The 21,495-nt window shown below is 41.7% G+C and carries 19 protein-coding genes and 1 pseudogene; 10 read left to right on the top strand and 10 right to left on the bottom strand.

What is annotated here, in order from left to right; genetic code table 11:
- A partial coding sequence (locus ACH8E3_RS08770; protein WP_458632249.1) for an S-layer homology domain-containing protein occupies window positions 1-1,986 on the top strand: 1,986 nt, incomplete at its 5' end.
- A gap of 163 nt (window positions 1,987-2,149) precedes the next feature.
- Here the strand turns inward: ACH8E3_RS08770 and ACH8E3_RS08765 are convergent.
- The 4 genes from ACH8E3_RS08765 to ACH8E3_RS08750 are packed head-to-tail and all read right to left on the bottom strand — an operon-like array spanning window position 2,150 to window position 6,077.
- Window positions 2,150-2,968: an ABC transporter ATP-binding protein gene (locus tag ACH8E3_RS08765; RefSeq protein ID WP_458632248.1), complete on the bottom strand. Its 819-nt coding sequence runs from the start codon at window positions 2,966-2,968 to the stop codon at window positions 2,150-2,152.
- Window positions 2,968-3,999, bottom strand: a complete 1,032-nt coding sequence (locus tag ACH8E3_RS08760; RefSeq protein WP_458632247.1) for a FecCD family ABC transporter permease — start codon at window positions 3,997-3,999, stop codon at window positions 2,968-2,970. The genes ACH8E3_RS08765 and ACH8E3_RS08760 overlap by 1 nt, the downstream gene beginning before the upstream one ends.
- Window positions 3,996-5,030, bottom strand: a complete 1,035-nt coding sequence (locus ACH8E3_RS08755; RefSeq protein ID WP_458632246.1) for a FecCD family ABC transporter permease — start codon at window positions 5,028-5,030, stop codon at window positions 3,996-3,998. Before ACH8E3_RS08755 ends, ACH8E3_RS08760 begins: the two co-directional genes overlap by 4 nt.
- Window positions 5,031-6,077 carry an iron-siderophore ABC transporter substrate-binding protein gene (locus ACH8E3_RS08750; protein ID WP_458632245.1) on the bottom strand — a complete coding sequence of 349 codons (1,047 nt, stop codon included), beginning with the start codon at window positions 6,075-6,077 and terminating at the stop codon, window positions 5,031-5,033.
- Between the two features lie 299 nt (window positions 6,078-6,376).
- On the opposite strand from ACH8E3_RS08750, the gene ACH8E3_RS08745 reads away from it, so the two are divergent.
- Genes ACH8E3_RS08745 through ACH8E3_RS08735 form a run of 3 tightly spaced genes read left to right on the top strand, consistent with a single transcriptional unit; the run spans window position 6,377 to window position 11,624 of the window.
- Window positions 6,377-7,465 carry a GtrA family protein gene (locus ACH8E3_RS08745; protein WP_458632244.1) on the top strand — a complete coding sequence of 363 codons (1,089 nt, stop codon included), beginning with the start codon at window positions 6,377-6,379 and terminating at the stop codon, window positions 7,463-7,465.
- 5 nt (window positions 7,466-7,470) lie between these two features.
- Entirely contained in the window at window positions 7,471-9,762 is a 2,292-nt protein-coding gene (locus tag ACH8E3_RS08740; protein ID WP_458632243.1) for a glycosyltransferase family 2 protein, read from the top strand.
- A gap of 11 nt (window positions 9,763-9,773) precedes the next feature.
- Window positions 9,774-11,624 carry a hypothetical protein gene (locus ACH8E3_RS08735; protein ID WP_458632242.1) on the top strand — a complete coding sequence of 617 codons (1,851 nt, stop codon included), beginning with the start codon at window positions 9,774-9,776 and terminating at the stop codon, window positions 11,622-11,624.
- Window positions 11,625-11,791: 167 nt separating this feature from the next.
- Here the strand turns inward: ACH8E3_RS08735 and ACH8E3_RS08730 are convergent, their stop codons facing one another.
- The 6 genes and pseudogenes from ACH8E3_RS08730 to ACH8E3_RS08705 all read right to left on the bottom strand — a co-directional run bounded on the left by ACH8E3_RS08730 (window position 11,792) and on the right by ACH8E3_RS08705 (window position 15,384).
- Window positions 11,792-12,571, bottom strand: a complete 780-nt coding sequence (locus ACH8E3_RS08730) for a sulfite exporter TauE/SafE family protein (protein WP_458632241.1) — start codon at window positions 12,569-12,571, stop codon at window positions 11,792-11,794.
- Between the two features lie 68 nt (window positions 12,572-12,639).
- Window positions 12,640-12,870 carry a sulfurtransferase TusA family protein gene (locus ACH8E3_RS08725; RefSeq protein WP_458632240.1) on the bottom strand — a complete coding sequence of 77 codons (231 nt, stop codon included), beginning with the start codon at window positions 12,868-12,870 and terminating at the stop codon, window positions 12,640-12,642.
- A 20-nt stretch (window positions 12,871-12,890) separates the two neighbouring features.
- Window positions 12,891-14,018, bottom strand: a complete 1,128-nt coding sequence (locus ACH8E3_RS08720; protein WP_458632239.1) for an MBL fold metallo-hydrolase — start codon at window positions 14,016-14,018, stop codon at window positions 12,891-12,893.
- Between the two features lie 43 nt (window positions 14,019-14,061).
- Window positions 14,062-14,285, bottom strand: a pseudogene (locus ACH8E3_RS08715) (DsrE/DsrF/DrsH-like family protein).
- A 29-nt stretch (window positions 14,286-14,314) separates the two neighbouring features.
- Window positions 14,315-14,884, bottom strand: a complete 570-nt coding sequence (locus ACH8E3_RS08710) for a sulfurtransferase TusA family protein (protein WP_458632238.1) — start codon at window positions 14,882-14,884, stop codon at window positions 14,315-14,317.
- Between the two features lie 17 nt (window positions 14,885-14,901).
- The gene (locus ACH8E3_RS08705) at window positions 14,902-15,384 is read right to left on the bottom strand and encodes a DsrE/DsrF/DrsH-like family protein (protein ID WP_458632237.1); all 483 of its coding nucleotides are present in this window, start codon (window positions 15,382-15,384) and stop codon (window positions 14,902-14,904) included.
- 374 nt (window positions 15,385-15,758) lie between these two features.
- Between ACH8E3_RS08705 and ACH8E3_RS08700 the strand changes: the two genes are divergently transcribed.
- From ACH8E3_RS08700 to ACH8E3_RS08675, 6 genes are all read left to right on the top strand, one after another.
- Entirely contained in the window at window positions 15,759-16,025 is a 267-nt protein-coding gene (locus ACH8E3_RS08700; RefSeq protein WP_458632236.1) for a metal-sensitive transcriptional regulator, read from the top strand.
- 306 nt (window positions 16,026-16,331) lie between these two features.
- On the top strand, window positions 16,332-17,273 hold the full coding sequence (locus tag ACH8E3_RS08695; RefSeq protein WP_458632235.1) for an S-layer homology domain-containing protein: 942 nt from the start codon (window positions 16,332-16,334) through the stop codon (window positions 17,271-17,273).
- A 27-nt stretch (window positions 17,274-17,300) separates the two neighbouring features.
- Window positions 17,301-17,849: a cupin domain-containing protein gene (locus ACH8E3_RS08690; protein ID WP_458632234.1), complete on the top strand. Its 549-nt coding sequence runs from the start codon at window positions 17,301-17,303 to the stop codon at window positions 17,847-17,849.
- Window positions 17,850-18,059: 210 nt separating this feature from the next.
- A complete protein-coding gene (locus tag ACH8E3_RS08685; protein WP_458632233.1) occupies window positions 18,060-18,506 on the top strand; it encodes a MarR family winged helix-turn-helix transcriptional regulator in 447 nt (148 codons plus the stop codon).
- Window positions 18,503-20,137, top strand: coding sequence for an MDR family MFS transporter (locus tag ACH8E3_RS08680; protein ID WP_458632232.1), 1,635 nt, complete (start codon window positions 18,503-18,505; stop codon window positions 20,135-20,137). Before ACH8E3_RS08685 ends, ACH8E3_RS08680 begins: the two co-directional genes overlap by 4 nt.
- 192 nt (window positions 20,138-20,329) lie before the next feature.
- Complete coding sequence (locus tag ACH8E3_RS08675) at window positions 20,330-21,376, top strand: NAD(P)/FAD-dependent oxidoreductase (RefSeq protein ID WP_458632231.1); 1,047 nt, start codon at window positions 20,330-20,332, stop codon at window positions 21,374-21,376.
- Window positions 21,377-21,495 lie beyond the last annotated feature (119 nt).

Genomic DNA, 21,495 nt, shown 5'->3' with positions numbered 1-21,495 from the left:
ACAACACCAACACTGACAACTACAGCCACTTCGGGGCTGACACCGACGTTCTCTAGTCGGACTACTGGTGTGTGTACGATTACCAGCGGAGGTTCCTTAACTTTTATGAGCGCAGGAACATGCACCATTGGCGCCGATCAGGCAGGTAACGACATTTATTTAGCAGCACCGACGGTCACCCAAAGTTTCACGGTGAATGCTGTTGTGCCCGGAGTCCCTACGGTGGGAAGTGCTACGGCAGGGGACACGATGGCAAGTGTATCATTCTTAGCACCTGGGAGTAATGGCGGAGCTGCGATTACAGGTTATACGATAACGGCAAGTCCGGGAGGGGCGACTGGAACCGGAGCTTCGAGTCCAGTTACGGTCACGGGTCTGACGAATGGCGTAGCGTATACGTTCACAGTGACAGCAACGAATTCAGTGGGTACGGGGCCAGCTTCTGCATCGTCCAACAGTATAATCCCCAAAGCTTCTCAAACGATTACTTTTGCTAATCCCGGAGCCCAAAACTTTGGTACAACACCAACGCTGACAGCTACAGCCACTTCGGGGCTGACACCGACGTTCTCTAGTTTGACTTCTGGCGTGTGTATGATTACCAGCGGAGGTGCTTTATCTTTTATAAGTTCAGGAACATGCACCATTGGCATCGATCAGGCAGGTAACGGTAGTTATTTAACAGCACCGACGGTCACCCAAAGTTTCACGGTGAATCCCGTTGTGCCTGTAGCCCCACCGGTGGGAAGTGTATCATTCTTAGCGCCTGTCAGTAACATCATATTCAAACCAGTCATCGATCAAAATGGTGTTTTGCTTGACCCAGCTACAATAAACTTGACTCAGCCGTCTGTCACGCTTGAAACGACATCAAAGGGCGGTGTAGCCTATGTCAGTATACCGTCCAGCATTTTAACGAGCTTCAAAGGTAAGAATGACGCCTTCATCATCGAGATCAAGACGAAGTACGGCAGCTATCAAGTCCCTGCCGATTTGGCATCGCATATTCCGGGTTTAGCGGACTTGCTTGTTAAGAACAACCTCAAAGACGAGGACATTAGCTTCAAGATTATCCTGACCGACAAGTCCAGTAATAAGGATATACAGGATGCATTGGTGAGTGGCTTACCCAACGGTAAATTGATGGGCGCAGTTGTAGACTTTCACATTGATATCGTCAACACGAAGACAGGTCAAACGATAGGAACAGTGAATAAGTTTAGCAAGCCGCTAAATCGGGTTATCGCGATGCCGACGAGCATAACCAGCATGCCGGAGCAATGGGGCTCATTCCGTTATAACGAAACGGCGAAGAAGTTCGAGTTCGTACCTGCCTATAAGATACAAATAAACGGCGTGTGGTATGTGAAGATCCATTCCTATTCCAACAGCACATACGTCGTGGTGCAAAATACGGTCAGTTTCACCGATACACTGAAGCATTGGGGTAATACATTTATCCAAACTGCCACGGCAAAGGGACTTGTCGAAGGTACTGGTGGTGGCATGTACGGTCCGGATCAGTCCGTGACAAGAGCGGAATTTACCGCAATGTTAGTACGGGCGCTTGGACGTGGAACAGGTGCAGGTACAGGTGATCTAGCTCCATTTGACGATGTAAAGCAGGGTACATGGTATTACGGCGAGGTAGCTGTAGCGAAGGAACTTGGTTTACTGGATTTTGCAAATGGTAAGAACCTCAAGCCGAATCAGCCGCTGACGCGCGAGGAAATGGCTAGCATGCTTGAAGCTATGGTTAAGCTGGAAAGGCTGCCTGTCTCAAAGGAAAATGTTAGTTTAGATGACTTTAAGGATGCAGGAAGTATAGATGCGGTTTATGTTGAAGGCGTCCGCCTGATGGTCAAGCTTCACATCATGACGGGCGTTGGTGCGAAGACGTTCAGCCCTAAGAGTGAAACGACACGCACGCAGGCGGCGGTCGTGCTTATTAGGTCGTTGCAAACGCTTGGCATGTTAGACGATTAAGGAACCCATGTGCGCAGCTTGTCTGATGGATGGTTAAATGTGTACGGTGATATGTATCATCTTAAAATTAAGAATTCTACCATTAACCACGCATAGGTCATAGAAAGCCCCTCTCCGATGGGAGAGGGGCTTTCTGTACTCCATAATAAAGGAGTATTAGTTTTTATAATGGAGTACATTCACGATTAACATGATATCTCCCTATGGGTACCACTGATGGAGAACCCGAAATGGGGTCTTCAATCACAGAGCAACGAAGTCCAAAGACGTCCTTAATCATTTCTTCTGTAATGACCTTCGAAGGTTCACCTTCCGCTACTAGCTTTCCTTGACGAAGGGCAAACATATGGTCTGCGTACCGTGCGGCTAAGTTGATATCATGGAGGACCATGACAATCGTTGTTCCACGTTTGCGGTTCAGGTCAGTCAGCAGGTCAAGAATTTCAATTTGATACGTAATATCCAAATAAGTCGTTGGTTCATCAAGAAATAGAATGTCGGTTTGCTGCGCTAACGCCATGGCAATCCAGACGCGTTGCCTTTGTCCGCCGGATAGCTCGTCAATGTTCTGGTTTGCAAATTCAGTAATGTTCATAATGTCCATCGCTTCGGCAACGGCTTCATAATCCTTTTTGGACCAACCAGAGAACATGGATTGGTGAGGGAACCTTCCGCGTCCAACCAAATCCGAGACGGATATTCCTTCTGGAACAATGGGGGATTGCGGTAGAAGCCCTAGAACACGCGCCAATTGCTTTGGTGGAATTTTACTGATTGGTTTTCCGTCCAGTGTAATAGTTCCCGATGTCGGTTTGATCAGTCTCGCTAATGTCTTAAGAAGCGTAGACTTTCCGCAGCCGTTTGCCCCAATAATAACGCTGATCTTATTGCTAGGGATCAGAAGGTCTACACCATGGACAATCGTCTTATGATCATAGCCCGAAACGACTTGTTTAGCTTGAAAAATATGTGCCGGTTTCATTATAAATCTCCCTTTCGATTCATTCGGATTAACAAGTAGATCAAGTAGGGAGCACCTAGAATACCTGTGATTACACCTACAGGATATCTAGCAACGAATGCAAATTGTCCAATTAGATCTGATGCTAAGACTAAGACGATACCAACAAGACCGGATGGGATGATACTTGAGAATCCTACACCAACAAGTCTTTTGGCGATAGGTCCAGCTAGGAATGCAACAAATGCGATAGGCCCTGTTGTAGCGGTAGCTAATGCAATGATAAGGACAGAACTAACAATAAGTATAAGTCTGGTCTTATTTGTATCGACTCCAAGTGAAGTGGCAGCCTGCTCACCCAGTTCCAACATATCTAATCTCTTCCCAAGTAAGATGATGATCGGAGCGAAGATTAGAACGGTCACAATCAAAGGATACAGATTATCCATCTTGGATCCATTTAGACTACCGCTTAACCATCTCATAGCCGTAGGAATATCGTGATGTTGGCCAATAAGTAATAAATAAGAAATAACAGCGTTAAATATGGCCTGTATGCCAATACCTATTAGTATGAGTCTGCCTATTGAGAAAGAGGACCCTTTGGATAATAGAAAGATAACGATCACTGTCGCAAGCCCACCCACAACAGAGGCAATTGAAACAACCGTATTGCTGGCATGTAGAACAATGATGCAAAAGACAGCGGCTGCACTTGATCCAGTTGTGATACCGATGACATTGGGGTTAGCTAGAGGATTGCGCAACATGGTCTGGAATACGGTACCCGCAACTCCGAAGGCAAATCCGGAGAAGAGGCCTGCAACCATTCGTGGAAGGCGGATTGTACCCACAGCAAAGGATGTACCCTTAATTTGCTCGCCCAGTAGGACACGTATAACATCTTGAACCGGATAAATCGTGTTTCCTAGCATAAGCATAGCGCAACAAAGCGCTAAAGAAATGATTGCAAGTAAGGAAGTTACGAGTATATACCGACGACGTCTCTTTATTCTGCCTACGATAATAGGATTCATAGATTTATTGATCATAAGGCACTCATCTTCGTTCTCATCGTTAGTAAGATTAGAATAGGTGCTCCAATAAATGCCGTTACGATACCAACCTCAAGCTCACCCGGACTGCCGATAAGTCTACCGCACACATCGGATATCGTTAAGATAATGGCACCTGAGAGGGCTGACATCGGGATGATATAGCGTAAATCAGGACCAAGAACAAGCCGAATCACATGGGTGGCCAATAAACCGATAAATCCAATAGGGCCTGCTAATGCCGTTGCTGCAGCACATAATAGGACACCACCAAAGGCCGCAATAAATCTAAGCATGCCCGTTCGGACACCTAAACCAGTAGCAACTTCATCGCCTAATGCTAATGCATTCAGTGCTGGAGCAGAGAATAACGCTATTAGTATGCCTACGATTAGAAAAGGAGCCAAAGTAGAGACATTACTCCAGTTACCTGACCCAACACTGCCGACCTGCCAATATCTAAATTGATCCATAACATTTGAGCGGGGGATCATAATGGCAATGACGAGTGAAGATAATGCGGCACTTGTAGCGGCGCCCGCTAGAACAAGTTTAAGGGGCGTGGCACCGCCACTCCCCATAGAACCAATTCCGAATACAAAGATGGCCGTTATCATTGCTCCCGCTAGTGCAAGCCAGATATATTGACTAGGCGAGCTGATATTTAAAAAGGTAATCCCACAAACAACAAACAGGGAAGCCCCTGTGTTGACTCCTAATATGCTGGGATCTGCAATGGGATTACGTGTGACGGATTGCATAAGGGAGCCGGAGACTCCCAGTGCGGCACCACACATTAAGCTAAATACAGTTCTAGCCATCCGTTGCCGTACAACATTTGCTCCATGGGATTGTACATCAGGATGGAATAAGCCAGACATGAGTTCATCCCATCCAACGTTACGAGAGCCAAAGGCAAGAGAAGCCAATATACATATACAGAGTAAGATCAGGCAGAGTACAAGCACTCTGATAAAATTCCTCGGTATAAGTAACTGCTTGTGTTCTGAAGCAGATGAATGGATCATTTATTTAACCTTGTTAGCGGCTTCTGACAGTAACTTTAAGTATTCATCAATGGAATATTGAATGGAAAGTGGGTTGGGGTTTCCTGCCGCTGCAAGTGGAGTGTTATCTCCAATAATGACAACAGATCCTCTTTGAACTGCTGGAATTTTCCCAAGGATCGGATCAGCCTGTAGTGCCTTTAATGTATTGTCATCCCCGTAGGATACGAAAAGATCAACATCGTTCAGCATATCTGAGTTTTCAGCACTTAATTCTAAATAGAAACTATTTGGATCCGTAATTTTGCTTGTGATACTCTCAGGGTATTCCATTCCTAACTCTGTAAGAAACGCACCACGAGGATCTGTTGGTGTATAAATATAGAATTTAGACAAGTCTGTAGCGGATAGGCTAACAAATGCTGCCTTTTTACCTTTAAGAATAGGGAATTCATTTGCTTTAGCTTGAATTAATTTCTCTGTGTCGGCAATCAGTTGTTTACCTTCTGCTTCCAAGCCCATACCCATTGAATCGAATGTAACTTGTTCTCGCCATGAAGCTACCCAAGGGCTTGTTTGGTAGGCAATAACGGGTGCGATCTGACTCAAAGTGTCATATTCCTCCTGCGTAATACCTGAGTATGCTGCGAGAATAACATCTGGGTTTACATCTGAAATGGCTTCGAAATCAAGTCCGTCAGTATCTTGGAAGATAGTAGGGTTATCTACACCGAGTTCCTTAATCTTATCTGCTGTCCAAGGTAATAGTCCGCTATCATCCTGAATGCCGTAATTCGCTGCTGAAAAGCCTACAGGTACAACTCCAAGAGCGAGTGCAACGTCATGGTTTGCCCATGAAATCGTAGCAACGCGTGCAGGTTTCTCTTTAATGATAGTTTCGCCAAAAGCATGCTTGATGACGATTGGGTATTGGGAAGTTGCTTCGACCTGCGTTGTATCTGCCGTGTTCTTAGAAGTGGAATTCGATTTGTCAGCTGAACAGCCAAATAGCAGTAACATTGCTGAAATAGATAATATACTTAGTAAGACTTTGCGTTTTGTGTTCATATATTAAGCTCCCCTTTATAATTGATAATGATTATCGTTGTCAATGATATATATTTCTTTATTGTTTGTCAAATGAAAGTTTTGTTTATATAGATATATAACTCTCTTCTAAAATGCACATGGTTATAACAAAATGGAGTTAATTAAACTGGATTCCTGATATTAGAGTCTAATACCCCCTTTCATCTACCCCTTTAGTGTAAAAGCTTGCTACTACTCGTTTACTGAGTTCTTTTTGGATGTTATACTACACAAGCTTAATAAATTTGTCGAAAAATGTAGAAACGAGGCATATCCGAATGAATTTTGGGAAACAAAAAGGCAAAACAATTATTCTTATTCCAGCGCTTGAGCCAGATGAGAAATTGTTGTCTTATGTACAGAATTTGCGAGATTACGGCCTTATGAATATTATCATTGTGGATGATGGCTCTGGTGAGGAGTATCAGTCCATTTTTGGCGAGCTTCATGAGAATGGTTGTGTCGTGCTACGGCATGAGATGAATCAGGGAAAGGGCGCTGCACTGAAAACTGGCTTTCAGTATATTGAACAGCAGTTTGATGATGTGACCTCTGTTGTGACGGCAGATTCAGACGGGCAACACGCTGCGCAGGATGTATACAGGATTGCTCTAGAAGCGGGGCGTCATCCAGATGTATTACTACTCGGGGTAAGGAACTTTAACCAGGAGGGTATTCCACCTAAGTCTCTGCTGGGAAATCGCATGACCTCTATTATTTTCTCCATACTATACGGTAAGAAACTATCAGATACACAGACAGGGCTTCGTGCCTTTGGCCCCAAGCTACTAGCATTTATGCAAACGATTAAAGGATCTCGATTTGAATACGAACTTCAGATGCTAATCTCCTGTATTCAGTCTGGTATACCGATTCATACCCTACCCATTCAAGTCATTTATGAAAATGGAAATGCGGGAACCCATTTTAAGGCAATCCGGGATAGCGCCCGGGTGATGGGTGTTCTATTCTCCAATTTCTTTCGATTTATCTCTTCTTCTGTTGCTAGTGCTGTAGTCGATTTAGGCATCGCATGGCTATTGATTGATCTCTTGCGTCCAATTTTGGGTCAGCAAGATTATTTAAGGATTCTATTAGCGACAGTGATTGCTAGAGTTATCTCTATCGTAGTCAATTATTTACTGAATAAGTATTTTGTATTCCGTAAAGAGGGTAGCCAGGGAAGTCTATGGCGTTATTTGACGCTGTGTACGTTCGTGATATTGCTATCTAGTACGGGGGTATATTTGGCTCATACCGTGTTCTTTGTGGATGAGAAAATAGCGAAACTCGGGTGTGATGGCCTGTTATTTCTACTAAGTTTTCAAATCCAGCGGCGTTGGGTATTTGCAGTAAGGAGGCGGTAACTCTCATGCAAAACGAAAAAAGGCAAAATACGCTCTTTATTGTTACGATGATCCTGATGTCTATCTATTTGTTATGGCGAATGATTTTTACGCTACCCTGGGATCAGGGATTGTTGAACATCGTCTTTGGTATCCTGTTGATTGGGGCTGAAACGTTAACGGTGCTAACCACCTTTGAATTATTTGTTCAAAAGATGAAGAGGGAAAGTGCACAGCTTAGCCTCCCAACGATTTCACTTGATGATTATCCAGATATAGATGTATTCATTGCCACGCATAATGAGCCGGTCGATTTGTTGTATAAAACAGTCAATGCCTGTACGTTTATGGACTATCCAGATAAACAGAAGGTTCATATTTATTTGTGCGATGATGGTGTACGGCCTGAGGTTGAGGCTCTTGCTAGAGAGCTAGGCGTGGGTTATATTGGTTTCCCCGGGAATACGGAGGCTAAATCAGGGAACTTAAATAATGCACTTAGTCGAACTTCCTCTCCACTGATTGCAACCTTTGATGCGGATATGATTCCACAGCACACCTTTCTTATGAAGACTGTTCCGTATTTCCTGCTTTCCAAATATATAGAGGTCAATGGTCAATGGCGACTTCGCCGAGAGGATGAATTGAATGATACATTCAAGCTCGGTCTGGTTCAGACCCCCCAAAGCTTTTATAATCCGGACTTATTCCAATTCAATCTTTATGCAGAGCATGGGATTCCTAACGAGCAGGATTTCTTCTCAAGAGAAGTTAATATTCTACGCAATGCCTCCAATGCAGTGGCTTATACAGGGAGCAATACGGTCATTTCCCGGAAAGCAATGGAGGAAATTGGTGGCTTTCCACTCAAGACGATTACTGAGGATTTCGAGACGAGCATCCGCTTGCAGCAAGAAGGTTATATTACGTATGCAACAACAGAGGTTCAGGCCGCCGGGCTGTCCACAACAACGATCAAGAGCATGATTAAGCAACGCACCCGCTGGGCAAGGGGTATTATTCAAAGTTTGCAGAATACCAAGGCTATCTTTTCAAAGAAGCTTCCCTTATGGACGAGAGTAACTTACTTAAGTACCTTCTTGTATTGGTGGTCCTTCTTTAACCGGTTGATTTTTATTATGGCGCCTATTCTATTTGCGCTATATGACTTCCAGATTGTAAATACTAGCTTCTGGCAAATTCTAATCTTTTGGCTTCCGTCCTATTTCTGTTACAGCATGTCGATGCGTTATCTGTCCAGTAATATTCGTAATCAGCGATGGAGCCAGGTTATCGACACCATATTTATGCCATATTTAATTATGCCGGTCTTACTCGAAACGATAGGCATACACGAGAGAAAGTTTAAGATCACGAACAAGAACAAGACCGTAGGAAGACAATGGATAACCTCATTGTTGTATGCACTCCCGCATATTTTCCTACTATTACTTTCAATTGTGGCAGTGTTCCGATTTGTGAACGGTAAATACGGGGTAGCGTTGTTCTATAGCAGTATCATTATCTTTTGGCTTGTTTATAATATGGTTTCCTTGTTATATGCCCTATTCTTCATGATCGGTCGTCGTGCTTATCGCCAGACAGAGCGTATTCGTGCACAAGAGGCTATTACAATCCATTACAAAGCTAAGAATCTACGCTATCAGGCCCAGTCTGTAGATGTATCCGAGAATGGGATTGCCTTTTATATCCCTTATCCCATTTATTTACCGCAGGAAGAGACGATCTCCTTAGTTGTAAGAACCGAGCGTTATGAGGCACATCTTAATGCAGTTATCGTCTATGTCAAAAAGGATGGGGAGGGTTGGCGGTATTCCGCGCAGGTTGAGCCCGTCAGTGAGACGGATAAACGCCAATACATGCAGATTATTTATGACCGAAAGCATACATTACCAGAGCAGATGAATCTTTGGGACACGGCCTATGATGATATGCTTCGCAATGTAAAAAGACGTGTTGTCCAATCCAGATCAGACGAGAGAAAAATGCCGCGCATCTCACTTCAACATCCGGTCGTTTTTACAAATGGTACTAGCTGTACGCTTAACAGTTTCAATTATCATTTCTTTTCTGCCTCTGATTTTCAGGGGAGAATCTCAGAAGATGACGTAGTTACCTTTTATACCAAAAATAATATCGAAGTTATTGTACAACATACAGGAAAAACAACAGCTGATCAGCGTGAGATACTTCTATCCGTTGAGAATATTGAACATATTGTGGAATCTGGCCTTATAGATCAATTATTGGAAGATTTGATTCACCAGTATTCCGAGCTTGCTACTATAAAAGGTTAGGAGAGATAGAGATGCTGATGATTCAACTTTTGATGGGAGTCTTATTGGTATTCTCCTGTCTTGGATACGTATTACTTGTTCGGAAGACAGTGTCGTTACAGTGGGAGTTCATCCCTGTATTTGTGTTCTCATCGATTGCCTGTATGGTTTTCTTTAGCGGTCTAATCGGGCAACTATATAAGGGTAGTCTAGTGGTTATGATCCTAGGTCTTCTTGCATTTGTGGTGGTGGTGTACCAATGGTTACGAGAACGAGCTCCATTTCGATTTTCTACTTTTCTGTTTCAGCTTTGTTTCTTCGCAGGGAGCTTCATATTTCTCTTGGTACTCTTTCAGAATAAATTAACGCACTACGATAACTTTTCACACTGGGCTATCGTCGTGAAGCAAATGTTAAGTACAGACGCCTTTCCAACGTCGGCTTCTAATCTCATTGACTTCAAGAACTATCCGCTAGGCATCTCGTCCTTTCTTTATTATGTGTGCCGTTTCGCGGGACATTCCCAATCGGTTATGCTATTGGCGCAAGGGGTACTTATCTTCTCCTGTTTCTATGCCATGTTTGGCATCGTGTCCGAAAAGAAACGTTTTTTGCTATATGCCTTTCTCGGGTTAGGCCTTTCCACGTTGTCGTTCTTTAATATTACGATCCGGATCAACAATCTGTTGGTGGATTTCTTGCTCCCAATTTATGTACTAGCCATCTTTGCAGTTATCCATCAGTACCAACATGATCTGAAGCGGGCCTGTATGGTGGTTCTACCGCTTGCAGGGTTGCTGACAATCATTAAAAGCACGGGTGTTATCTTTGCCGCAATGGGTCTGATCTATTTGATATATACATGGCTAATTCACCGGAAAAAGAACAGTTGGAAGGATACAGTGAGTGTTGTTGGGACAATCTGCGGCGCATGGTTTCCTTTCCTCGGTTGGAATTGGAGAATGAGGGAAGTATTCCAAGGTATAGCGAACAAATTTGATGTTTCTGCTACCGGCCTTCAGATGGAAAAGACGCCAGAGCAAATGGGTGAGATTATTTCACTGTTTCTAAGGTCTAGCACCGATCTTACGACTCGACCAGCTATGGGCATTGTCATTCTTCATGTTGTAGCGATTGCAGCTTCTGTATTTGCGTCAGTTGTATTGAAGAAGAGATGGAAGTTGTGGAAGGCGCTGATTGCTCTTGATATCGTACTAGTGCTGTATTATGCCGGGATTCTGGGATTGTACCTTTACTCCATGCCATTAGATGAGGCGATTTGGTTGGCGGGATTTGAGCGCTATGCATCGAGTATGGTGGTATTGCTTACGGGTGGGTTGGTGCTATGTGCTGCGGTAGACATAGAACGTTCCTTCCATTATAAGATCGGTGAAGTGCCTGAATATCGTGCATTTAAGAATACCAACACAAAGGGCTACTATCAAAAGGGAGTTATAGCGTGTACGGCTGTGGCCATCACCTTGTTATTATCCGAATATAACGGCATGGTTTCTATTGCAAAGAGCTACGATAGTACGCTTCCCTATAAAGTTCAAGCCATTACTGGTGATAGGTGGTACAGAGGCGGTCAAGAAGATAACAGGAAGTATCTCTTCTACGCATCGGACAAGGACCAGCAGGTGACCAACTATTACATGCAATATGTCGGGAAGTACTTCTTGTATGCCCCGAACGTAGATGGAATTGTTCTATTCTATGAAGATAATATGGATAACTTGTTGAGTGGATATGATTATCTTGTTGTCGTGGAGAGCGATTATGATGCGAAGCGGCTGTTGAAGAAGCATTATGGCATTGATTTGCAGGAGGGTATCTATAGAATCTCCCGAACCGGAGAACAGATCGTTCTGACATTGGAATGAGAAGAAGGTAGGTGCAGGCTTAGGAAGTTGTCCCTCCCATATAAAAGACGATTTGCTAATCCTGATCACGATCAAATTAGAAATAGGATAAAGACTATGAGGTCTCTATCCTAGACTGACAAATGATCCAATAATGCTGGTATTATTAATTTAGCATAAATATTTTGCTATACTAGAATATCCAACCAAATCTTTATGGTCGTGGCTACGATAAGGAGTGCTAAAATAATTTGCAGGACTTTTGTGTTCATCTTTTTTCCAACTATCGCTCCTAGAGGAGAAGCTATGATGCTGGCTATTACCATGATTAAAGCAGGATAGAGATCGACTTGCCCTGTAGTTATTTTCCCCACAGATGCTCCAATAGATGAGATAAAGGTTATCGCAAGTGAAGAGGCGATGGTTACCCTTGTTGGAATCCTTAGAACGACTAGCATGATCGGTACTAATAGGAAACCACCTGCAGCACCAACAACACCTGAACCTAATCCTACGATTAAAGCTAGAATCGATGCAATCCACTTATTAAAAGTTACCTTATCTAGAGGAATATCATCGATTCCTTTCTTTGGAATAAACATCATGACTGCCGCGATTAAAGCAAGAACCCCATAGACAATATTAATACCGTCTTCTGACATGGATTGTGATCCAAAACTTCCTATCGAACTTCCGATTAACACACTACCACCCATGTATATAATGAGCGACTTGTTTAAATATCCGCCTTTACGATAGGCCCAGGCACCAGCAAACGAAGCAAATAAAACTTGAACAGCGCTTATCCCAGACACCTGATGTGCACTGAATGCTACTAGGCCGAACATGGGTGGTATATACAACAGCATGGGGTATTTAATAATCGATCCGCCTATACCCAACATCCCGGAAATAAATGATCCTATAAAACCTATTAAAGCGATGGTAATAATAAATGTAATATCCATGATTTGTTCTCCTTTGCCGTTCTCCTTTGATAAAACAAGGGAACCCTAAGGTTCCCTTTATTTCTTTATCAACCCTTTTTAATCTTAAATTTAAATATGCCATTTTCTTCCGTAGACTCTAATAACTCATGACCGCCAGATTTTGACCATGCAGCTATATCAGCCTTAGATCCTTTATCGGTTGCATGTACTTCTAACACTTGACCCGTTTCTAGCTCATTGATAGCTTTCTTTGTTTTGACAATCGGCATTGGACAAGCTAGTCCCTGTGCATCTAATACTTTATCTGAATTATTCATTATTTAGTTCTCCTTTATTTTTAACGAACCGCACAGCGATTCGGTCCAATTTCCATCTCACGTTGTTCTTCATGATCTGGAGTGATTTTCCCCATATTGGTTTTACGGATTTCTTGATAAGCATTTGGCTGTGGTGGTAAGTTTCCTGTGACCGTATCTCGGAACTCTTGCTCATCAGTAATATTTAGGCCATGATTCTCCACCAATAACGTACCTAACTTCTTAGAAACACTACCATTCTCATTCAATTCTTCAATGATCATAAAGTGAGCAGGCAATACAATTAATTCTTCTGACAACGCTCTGTAACGACTATAAAGAGTTTCCCTTAAGTCTCCCACCCAATCCTCAGCTAATCCAGCTAGGTCAGGTCTGCCAATAGAATCAATGAATAATATATCTCCAGAGAGCAAGTACTTGTCATCGACAACAAATGATGTGGAACCAATCGTGTGGCCAGGAGAATATAGAGCATGAATGGCAATAGCAGTATTCCCAATCGTCACAACATTTCCACCCTCTAATGGTTGGTAATTAAATTGAACTTCCGTAGCATCTTTTGGAGGTAACCAATAGGTTGCTTTGGTTTTCTCTGCAATTTGTCTGCCACCCGAAATATGATCCGCATGTAAGTGTGTGTCTAGAACATGAGTGATGGTTGCATTAATACGATCTGCGAAATCGGTATAGACATCAATCATTCTTGTAGGGTCTATGATGGCAGCCTCACCGTTTGAAACGATCATGTAAGATAAACAACCCTTACCAAGACGCACAAATTGATAAATATCTCCGCCATCAGTTAAATCCCCAATTTTGACTGGTTCTAGATGTTCACTCCATTCTTTCATCCCGCCTTTTAGATAAGACACCGTACGTCCTGCATCAGACAACATTTCAGCAATAAGAATGGAAGAGCCTTCTTTAGCACAAACGACTAATACTTCTTTATCCGTTGGGATATTGTGCATGAATTCTTCAATACCATCTAGTAGATCAAAATAGGGGGTATTAAAGACCTCAATATTCTCACCTTCAATTTTCCAATCGTTAAAATCACTTTCATTACGGACATCCAAAACAAATAGTTCTTCTTTGTTCATAACTCTCTTCGCAACTTCTTTAGCCGTCATTTCATTTACTGACACATGATACCCTCCTCATAAAGTGAATTTATTAAATATTATTTGTTTAAAATGTTAAGCTCACGTCTGCATCATTAGCGAAATCTAGAAAAGTAACAGCCCCACCAACTTCAATTGCGTCTACAAAATCTTCTTTATCAAGTCCCATAACGTCCATCGTCATTTGGCAACTTCCTGTTCCATTGCTGCAGCTGCTGTTGCTATGTTGAAAACTTTATATGCGTCAAATAGTCCTCCATTACTTGCAATGATTGCTACTTTTTTAGTCATGATATATTCCTCCATTTGGTTATATTAATTTAGTTTACTGACTTTTCTATAGGGCCATCCCATTGGCTCATCCCAGGAATTACATTCATTACTCGTGTAAAGCCCACTGAAGTTAGCTTTTGTGCGGCTAGATCACTTCGGCTGCCGGTACGGCATATGACATAAATTTCAACATCTTGATTCAACTCGCCTAGACGTTCTTCTAGTTCACCTAAAGGAATCGATTTAGAATTAGGAATATGTTCAAATGAGTATTCAGCAGATTCGCGTACATCAAGGACTATCATATTTTTGTTCGAATCTAATTGAGTAAGAAGCTCGTGATTTGCAATAATATGTTCATACTTTTTTTCGATTAGTTCTTCACCGCTTGATTTCCTCAAGTAATGTTTCAGAACAGTTCCTTCTACTATAGTTCCTAAATATTGATGACCTGTACTCTCTGACCAAGCTTTCATATCAGCAGTTGAGCCTTTATCCGTCGCTTGAATTTCCAGGACTTGACCAGCTTCCAAACTGTTCATAACCTTTTTAGTTTTTACTATTGGCATTGGACATGCTAATCCTTTAGCATCTAATACTAAGTTTGTTTTTATCATGTTGTTTCCTCCCTTAGCTAAATAAATAAGTTAACATTACCATCTTCTGCATCTGCTAGATATGCAGCCACGCCTGCATACTCGATTCCATCTAATAACTCTGCTTGTTGCAGACCTAATAAGTCCATTGTCATCGTGCAAGCTATAAGCTTGACCTCTTGTTCTTGAGATAATTCAATTAATTGAGGAAGAGTTAATGCATTATGCTTTTTCATAACATGCTTGATCATTTTAGGACCCATACCGGCAAAGTGCATATTGGATAATCCCATTTTGTCTGCTCCTCTAGGCATCATTTTCGAAAACATTTTCTCGAGGAGGCTCTTGTTTAAGGTCAATGGCTCATCCTTACGAAGAGCATTTAATCCCCAAAAGGTATGGAAAATGACAACTTCATGATCATAAGCAGCTGCTCCATTTGCAATGATATAAGCTGCCATAGCCTTATCATAGTCACCACTAAATAATACGATGGTTGTTTTTTTCTTCTTCTCAGTCATGTAAGGACCTCCAATAAATAAATTCTATACCCATAGGGGTATGTTTGTGGGTAAAATTTTTCCTATAAATCATTCCAATGATGTAATGTTAATAAGAGTACCATTTAAATACCCATACCTCTATAGGTATTCAAAGAAGAAAAAAATATTGATTACTTTGATCAACTTCTAACCCTATAGTATACCCTAGGGGGTATCATGTCAAGCCAATTTGAATATTTAAAATTTAAGAATGTTAGTTCAATTACAATTACTGTTTATTAGGGGATGCATCGAAAGCCACAGTGGTGCTATTCGCTTACCTCTGCATGTTATTGCATTTTGTCATATAATATACTTATACGAGTATATGAATCGAAGGGTAGGGATAATGAATGAATTATAATTATAGTGATGAAATGAAAAATCGGTTGAAAAGAATTGAAGGTCAGGTACGTGGGGTCTTACGTTTAATGGACGAAGGGAAATCATGCAAAGATGTTGTAAGTCAGTTGTCTGCAGTTCGAAATGCGTCGGATAAAGCAATTGCCCAAATCGTTGCCGAAAATTTGCAGCAATGCATAGTGGAAGAATTAGCGGTAGGAAACAATACCGACAAAGTGGTTAAGGAAGCCATGGAACTACTCGTAAAAAGTCGATAAGATGATCTTGTTGCCTAGACCACTTCGAACAAAGGGACCTTCTACGTAATCGACAATTTATGAATTTGGAAATATGGAAGGCCCGCAGGGTAAACAAATGAAGAAACTCGACAAGACGTGCTTCCTAGTAACATAGGGCCATCCATTTTGGATTGGCTCTATTACTCATGACATGAAATTCCATTTTGTCACATGACAAAGTAATGACAATAGTCACTATTGAATCATTTTTTAAATATATATATTAGTTAAATAGGTGATTTCATGTGAACTGATAAACTTTACATATCAGAAAGTGGTGTTTAAATGAACGATAATGCGTTTGGATCGAATCGTAAACAGATTATATCGATTGGAGCACTACATTTAATGTTGGGAGGTATCGGCAATGGCAAAGTCACCCGACATGAGGCGAGTGTTTCCTTGATACCTAGAATTAATGAAGTCTCAGGTGGGTTATCACCCTACAACAATATGATGCCAGTTAAATCCTATGCTAGAGAGGGAAATAGTACAAATCAAGCGTATGTTGCTAATGACCCATTAGTTAAACAGGATGCCGTTGTTATCGCACTGAGCTTAATGGGCGTGAATTGCCCTCCAGTTTCCTCCGAATTGCTTACGTTAGATACCGATGTTTGGGCAACTAACTGGGTCTCTTTTGCGATGGAAAAGGGGATTATACGTGAGTCGGAGGAAATAGCTGAATCAACCTTTTGGGGTATAAGTGAAGTTACAAGAGAGTGGATGCTAAGAATAGTCGTGAGAGCACTTAAACAGGATTATTTAGCTAGATCATCCGTCAATATAAGACCTCCGTTTAAAGATGCTGATCAAATAAGTAGCGAGTATATAGGTTATGTTAATGCGGCAATCCAATTAGGTATTATTAACGGATATGAAGATCAAATGTTTCGTCCACAGGATAACATGGCAAAGGTGGAATTCTCCTCTTTTGTAGCAAATGCAGAGCTATATGCGAACTTGGAAGTACAAGTCAAAAATGGCAGGATTATTCGCTGGAATGCAATGGACATATGTATCATTGATGATCTAGGAAAGTCACATCAGTATACGTTACACTCAAACGTTGTTACGAATGGCAGTCTATTGAAGTCTGGCGATCGGGTATCGATTGTATACAATCAAGATACTGCGTTATATATAGAGCCTAACGCAAGTCGATCATTCACAGCAGAGAAATTAACGAGCAAAAATTATGATATAAAGCATGTTGATCTTGGATGATGACTTATCTCGAAGGAGTGGCCTTGAATGGAACGAACGACGATTAACCAAGTCACAGGTGAACAAATTACGTTTATAGAAACGGCCGAGGATACGAATGGCGAATATTTATTAATTGAAGTTGTATTGCCCCCATATGGGAAGGGACCTCCTCTACATATACACGATAGATTTGATGAAGAGTTTGAAGTGATTTCGGGTAAGCTTACCATCATATTAGGAAAGGCAAAACATACGCTAGGATCTGGTGACCGTCGAATAGCTTGGGTAGATACACCTCATACATTTATGAATAATGATGATGGGCCCGTTACATTCCGAGTTCGACTAACATCGCCAAGTCAGTTCGAGGAGTCTGTTCGTATTCACTACGGTCTCATAGCTGATGGCTTAACGGATCATAAAGGGAATCCTAAATCTCTAGCATATACGGCATTAATTCTATCACTACAAAATACACTAATTATAGGTATTCCTTGCTGGATACAGCGGTACCTATGTGATGTTATCGTCAAACGTGCTCGAAGAAGAGGCACTTATATAGCATTAGAGAAATATATAGGTAGACGCGTGTAATATGTGAATATATGATTCGTGGTCCACAACACCCCCTATTCTCCCATGAGAATAGGGGGTGTTGTGGTTATACCTTATGTTTCATTTCAATCTGTAATAGATAGGATACAAATTGACAATGGAGAAAAGACACCTTATAATTAATACTTGAATTGTTAAAGTATTTAATGATTAAAGTAGTTATTAGATAAAGAGGTGGCCACATTGTATTTGGACGAAGAACTATTTACTCAATTTGACAAATTGTATTGGCAATTAAACAGAAGTATGAGTTATGTGTGGAAGCGAATTTTTGAACAACAATTCCCAGGTTCTCAGTCCTATATCTTGTTTCACTTAGAACGAAGCGGACCCATGAAGATGAGCGAATTAGCTGAATCCCTGCACCTGACAGCGGGAGCGGTGACCGTGTCCTCCGACAAGTTAATCAATCAGGGCTATATTGAGCGAATTCGAAATGAAGATGACCGTCGAGTGGTCTACTTGAAATTAACTAGTAAAGCAGAAGATAGCATGAAAGTCATGCGAGAAGATGGAAAAGGGACGATGCGATCCGTGTTCAGTCATGTATCAGATGCAGAACTGGAGCACCTTGTTAACGTGTTTGAACAGGCAGTAAACAATTTAAGCAACATTCGAAAGGAAACAGATAAATGATTCATTTAGCAGAAAAGAAAAAAATGACAATTATGATTGCAATTATGGTTGCCATGTTCTTCTCAGCCATAAATCAGACGATTATTGGCGTAGCCATGCCAAGAATTATCGCCAGTCTTGGTGGAATGGAGTATTTAACGTGGGCCATTACCATCTACTTACTTACAACGGCAGTAGCCACCATTCTAGTGGGGAAACTCTCAGATATTTATGGCAGAAAGCCTTTCATATTAGCCGGGATTGGCTTGTTCACCATTGGAGCATTCTTATCGGGTTTATCTACGGATATCGTTCAGTTGATTGCTTTTCGTGGAATAACAGGATTCGGTGCAGGTATGATTATGTCAACAGCTTTTACGGCAATTGGTGACTTATACCTTCCAAGAGAGAGAGCCCGATGGACTGGATTAATGAGTGGAGTATTTGGGATTTCTAGTGTTCTGGGACCCTTAATGGGCGGATACATCGTTGATCACTTTGCGTGGAATTGGGTATTTTGGGTATTCCTACCCCTTGGAATCGTTGCATTTATTATGATATTGCTATTGTTTCCAAAGGTTCCTCGTAGAGAGGGAGAGACTATTGACTATTTTGGATCTCTATTTATTACCGTTACGGTGGTCTCGTTGTTACTGGCATTTAGCTTTGCAGGTGAAGGACCTGGTAAATATGCATGGACGTCATGGCAAGTCCTCGGACTATTTGGTCTGACCTTGGTTGGACTATTGGCCTTTATTATAACAGAGACAAAGGTAAAGAATCCGGTGCTTCCACTTTCCTTGTTTAAAAATAATATTGTGACTTTATCGAATATTTCAGGATTCTTCCTAGGTGCGGGTATGATGGGTGTTATGATATATGTTCCATTCTTTATTCAAGGGGTAAAGGGGATCTCACCAAGTGGTTCAGGATATATTATGATGCCAATGTCGATCTTCATGGTTTTTGCAACAGCTTTTTCTGGTCAATTTATGACGAGAACGGGGAAATATAAAAGCCTGGCTATTATTGGTCTAAGCATAGCTACAATCGGAATTACATTGCTTCATTATATAAATATAGATACGCCGGTCTATCTACTTATCACGTATTTGTGCATCGTTGGACTTGGTCTAGGTGCTAGTATGCCTGTATTCTCATTGACTGTTCAAAATGCAGTTCCTATGCATCAATTGGGTGTGGCATCCGCTTCATCCCAACTATTCCGTTCCTTGGGTAATACCATTGGGATTGGGGTGTTCGGCGCAGTAATGAGCTCACGTATGGCTAGTGAAATGAAGGGGATATTCGCTGACAGCACTATTGCGGGGTATACATCTCTTCCTGCTGATCAAGCGAAATTAATGGGTGGTTTATTAAATCCTCAAATGTTATTAGATCAACCGAAATTAGAACAAACACTGAATCAGATGCCTGCTGACTTGTTACCAATGGCTCAACAGATGGTTATTAGTGTAAAGGGAGTATTCAGTGACACACTGACAACGGTCTTCTTAGCGGGTGCAATCATTATGTTCGCTGCTGTTATTGTTGCGATATTTATCAAGGCGATTCCGTTGGTATCTGCTAGTGATCGAGTTAAGGTTATGCCGGAGAAGGTTAGTGAACAAGAACAAACGATTAATGTGTAAATACGCTAGTAGAATGAATGTTATATCATGAAAAAAGGTAAATCGTTTAATCAGAAAAGGCCACTTCAAATGTTGAAGGGGCCTTTTGATGTGGGCAACTTTATAGCGAGTGAATTTATTGCCTATCGACAACGATAATCATTATCATTAGAATAGAGTAATAATATAGCGCATGACAAAGGAGTGTATGGGTTGGAAAGTAACCTTGAATTATATGATGTAACGATTATTGGCGGTGGGCCTGCAGGGATGTATGCTTCATTTTATAGCGGAATGCGAGATATGAAAGTGAAGCTTATTGACGCTAACGCTGAGCTGGGAGGACGAATGCTGTTGTATCCGGAGAAGATGATCTGGGATGTTGGTGGGGTAACACCGACGATATGTAGAAACCTTATCCAACAGTTGGTTCAACAGGCTCAAACGTTTGACCCGACATTAGTCCTCGGAGAACATGTGAGTGAGCTTCATATACAGGAAGATGGTACGTTCCTATTAGTCACAACATCTGGGGATCGACATTGGACAAAAACTATAATTATGGCTGTAGGTTATGGGGTTCGTAGCTTGGCTAAGTTAGACATTGAAGGTGCGGACCGGTATGAGGTCGGCAACTTGCATTATACAGTACAGGAACTGGAGCCCTTTCGGGACAAGAATGTAATCATCTCAGGAGGCGGAGATTCTGCGGTAGATTGGGCCAATGAATTAGAGCCTGTAGCGAAAAGTGTCACTATTGTTCATCGGAGGGACGAATTTGGTGGACATGAACGAAATATCATTTGTATGCAACAATCTACCGTCAATATCTTGACCCCTTATGTTGTGGAGAAGCTTCATAGTAAGGATGGACTCTCTATTGATCAGGTGAGCTTGAGCCATGTAGACAACGGATCCATAGAGATTATAGATGTAGATGATGTGATTGTTAATCATGGGATGAAGACCGACTTCGGCCCTTTACGGGAGTGGGGACTAAATATCGGAGAATGGACAGTGGATGTGAGTGATCACATGCAGACGAATATACCGGGTATATTTGCTGCAGGTGACTTCGTTAATTATACAACTAAAGTGAGGTTAATAGCCGGTACCTTTAATGATGCTGTGTTAGCCGTCAATAATGCGAAGCTGTTCATTGAGCCGGAAGCGGAGAAATTCGCGTATGTATCTTCACATAATAGCCGGTTCAAAGAGAAGAACCGTGCACTTGGTGTAATTGAAGAAGATCATCATTAATGAGGGTGCCTATACAGGCACCCTTTTTTTCGTTGCGATGATTTAAATGATATTTACTGTTTCTGGCAATGCTAAGATATGTATAATAATGTTTTTGTATCTTGTGTTGGGATTAGAAC

The sequence above is a fragment of the Paenibacillus sp. CMAA1364 genome, assembly GCF_054373195.1.
Note: the sequence above shows the minus strand (reverse complement) of the source record. Positions and strands in the feature narration are given on the sequence as shown.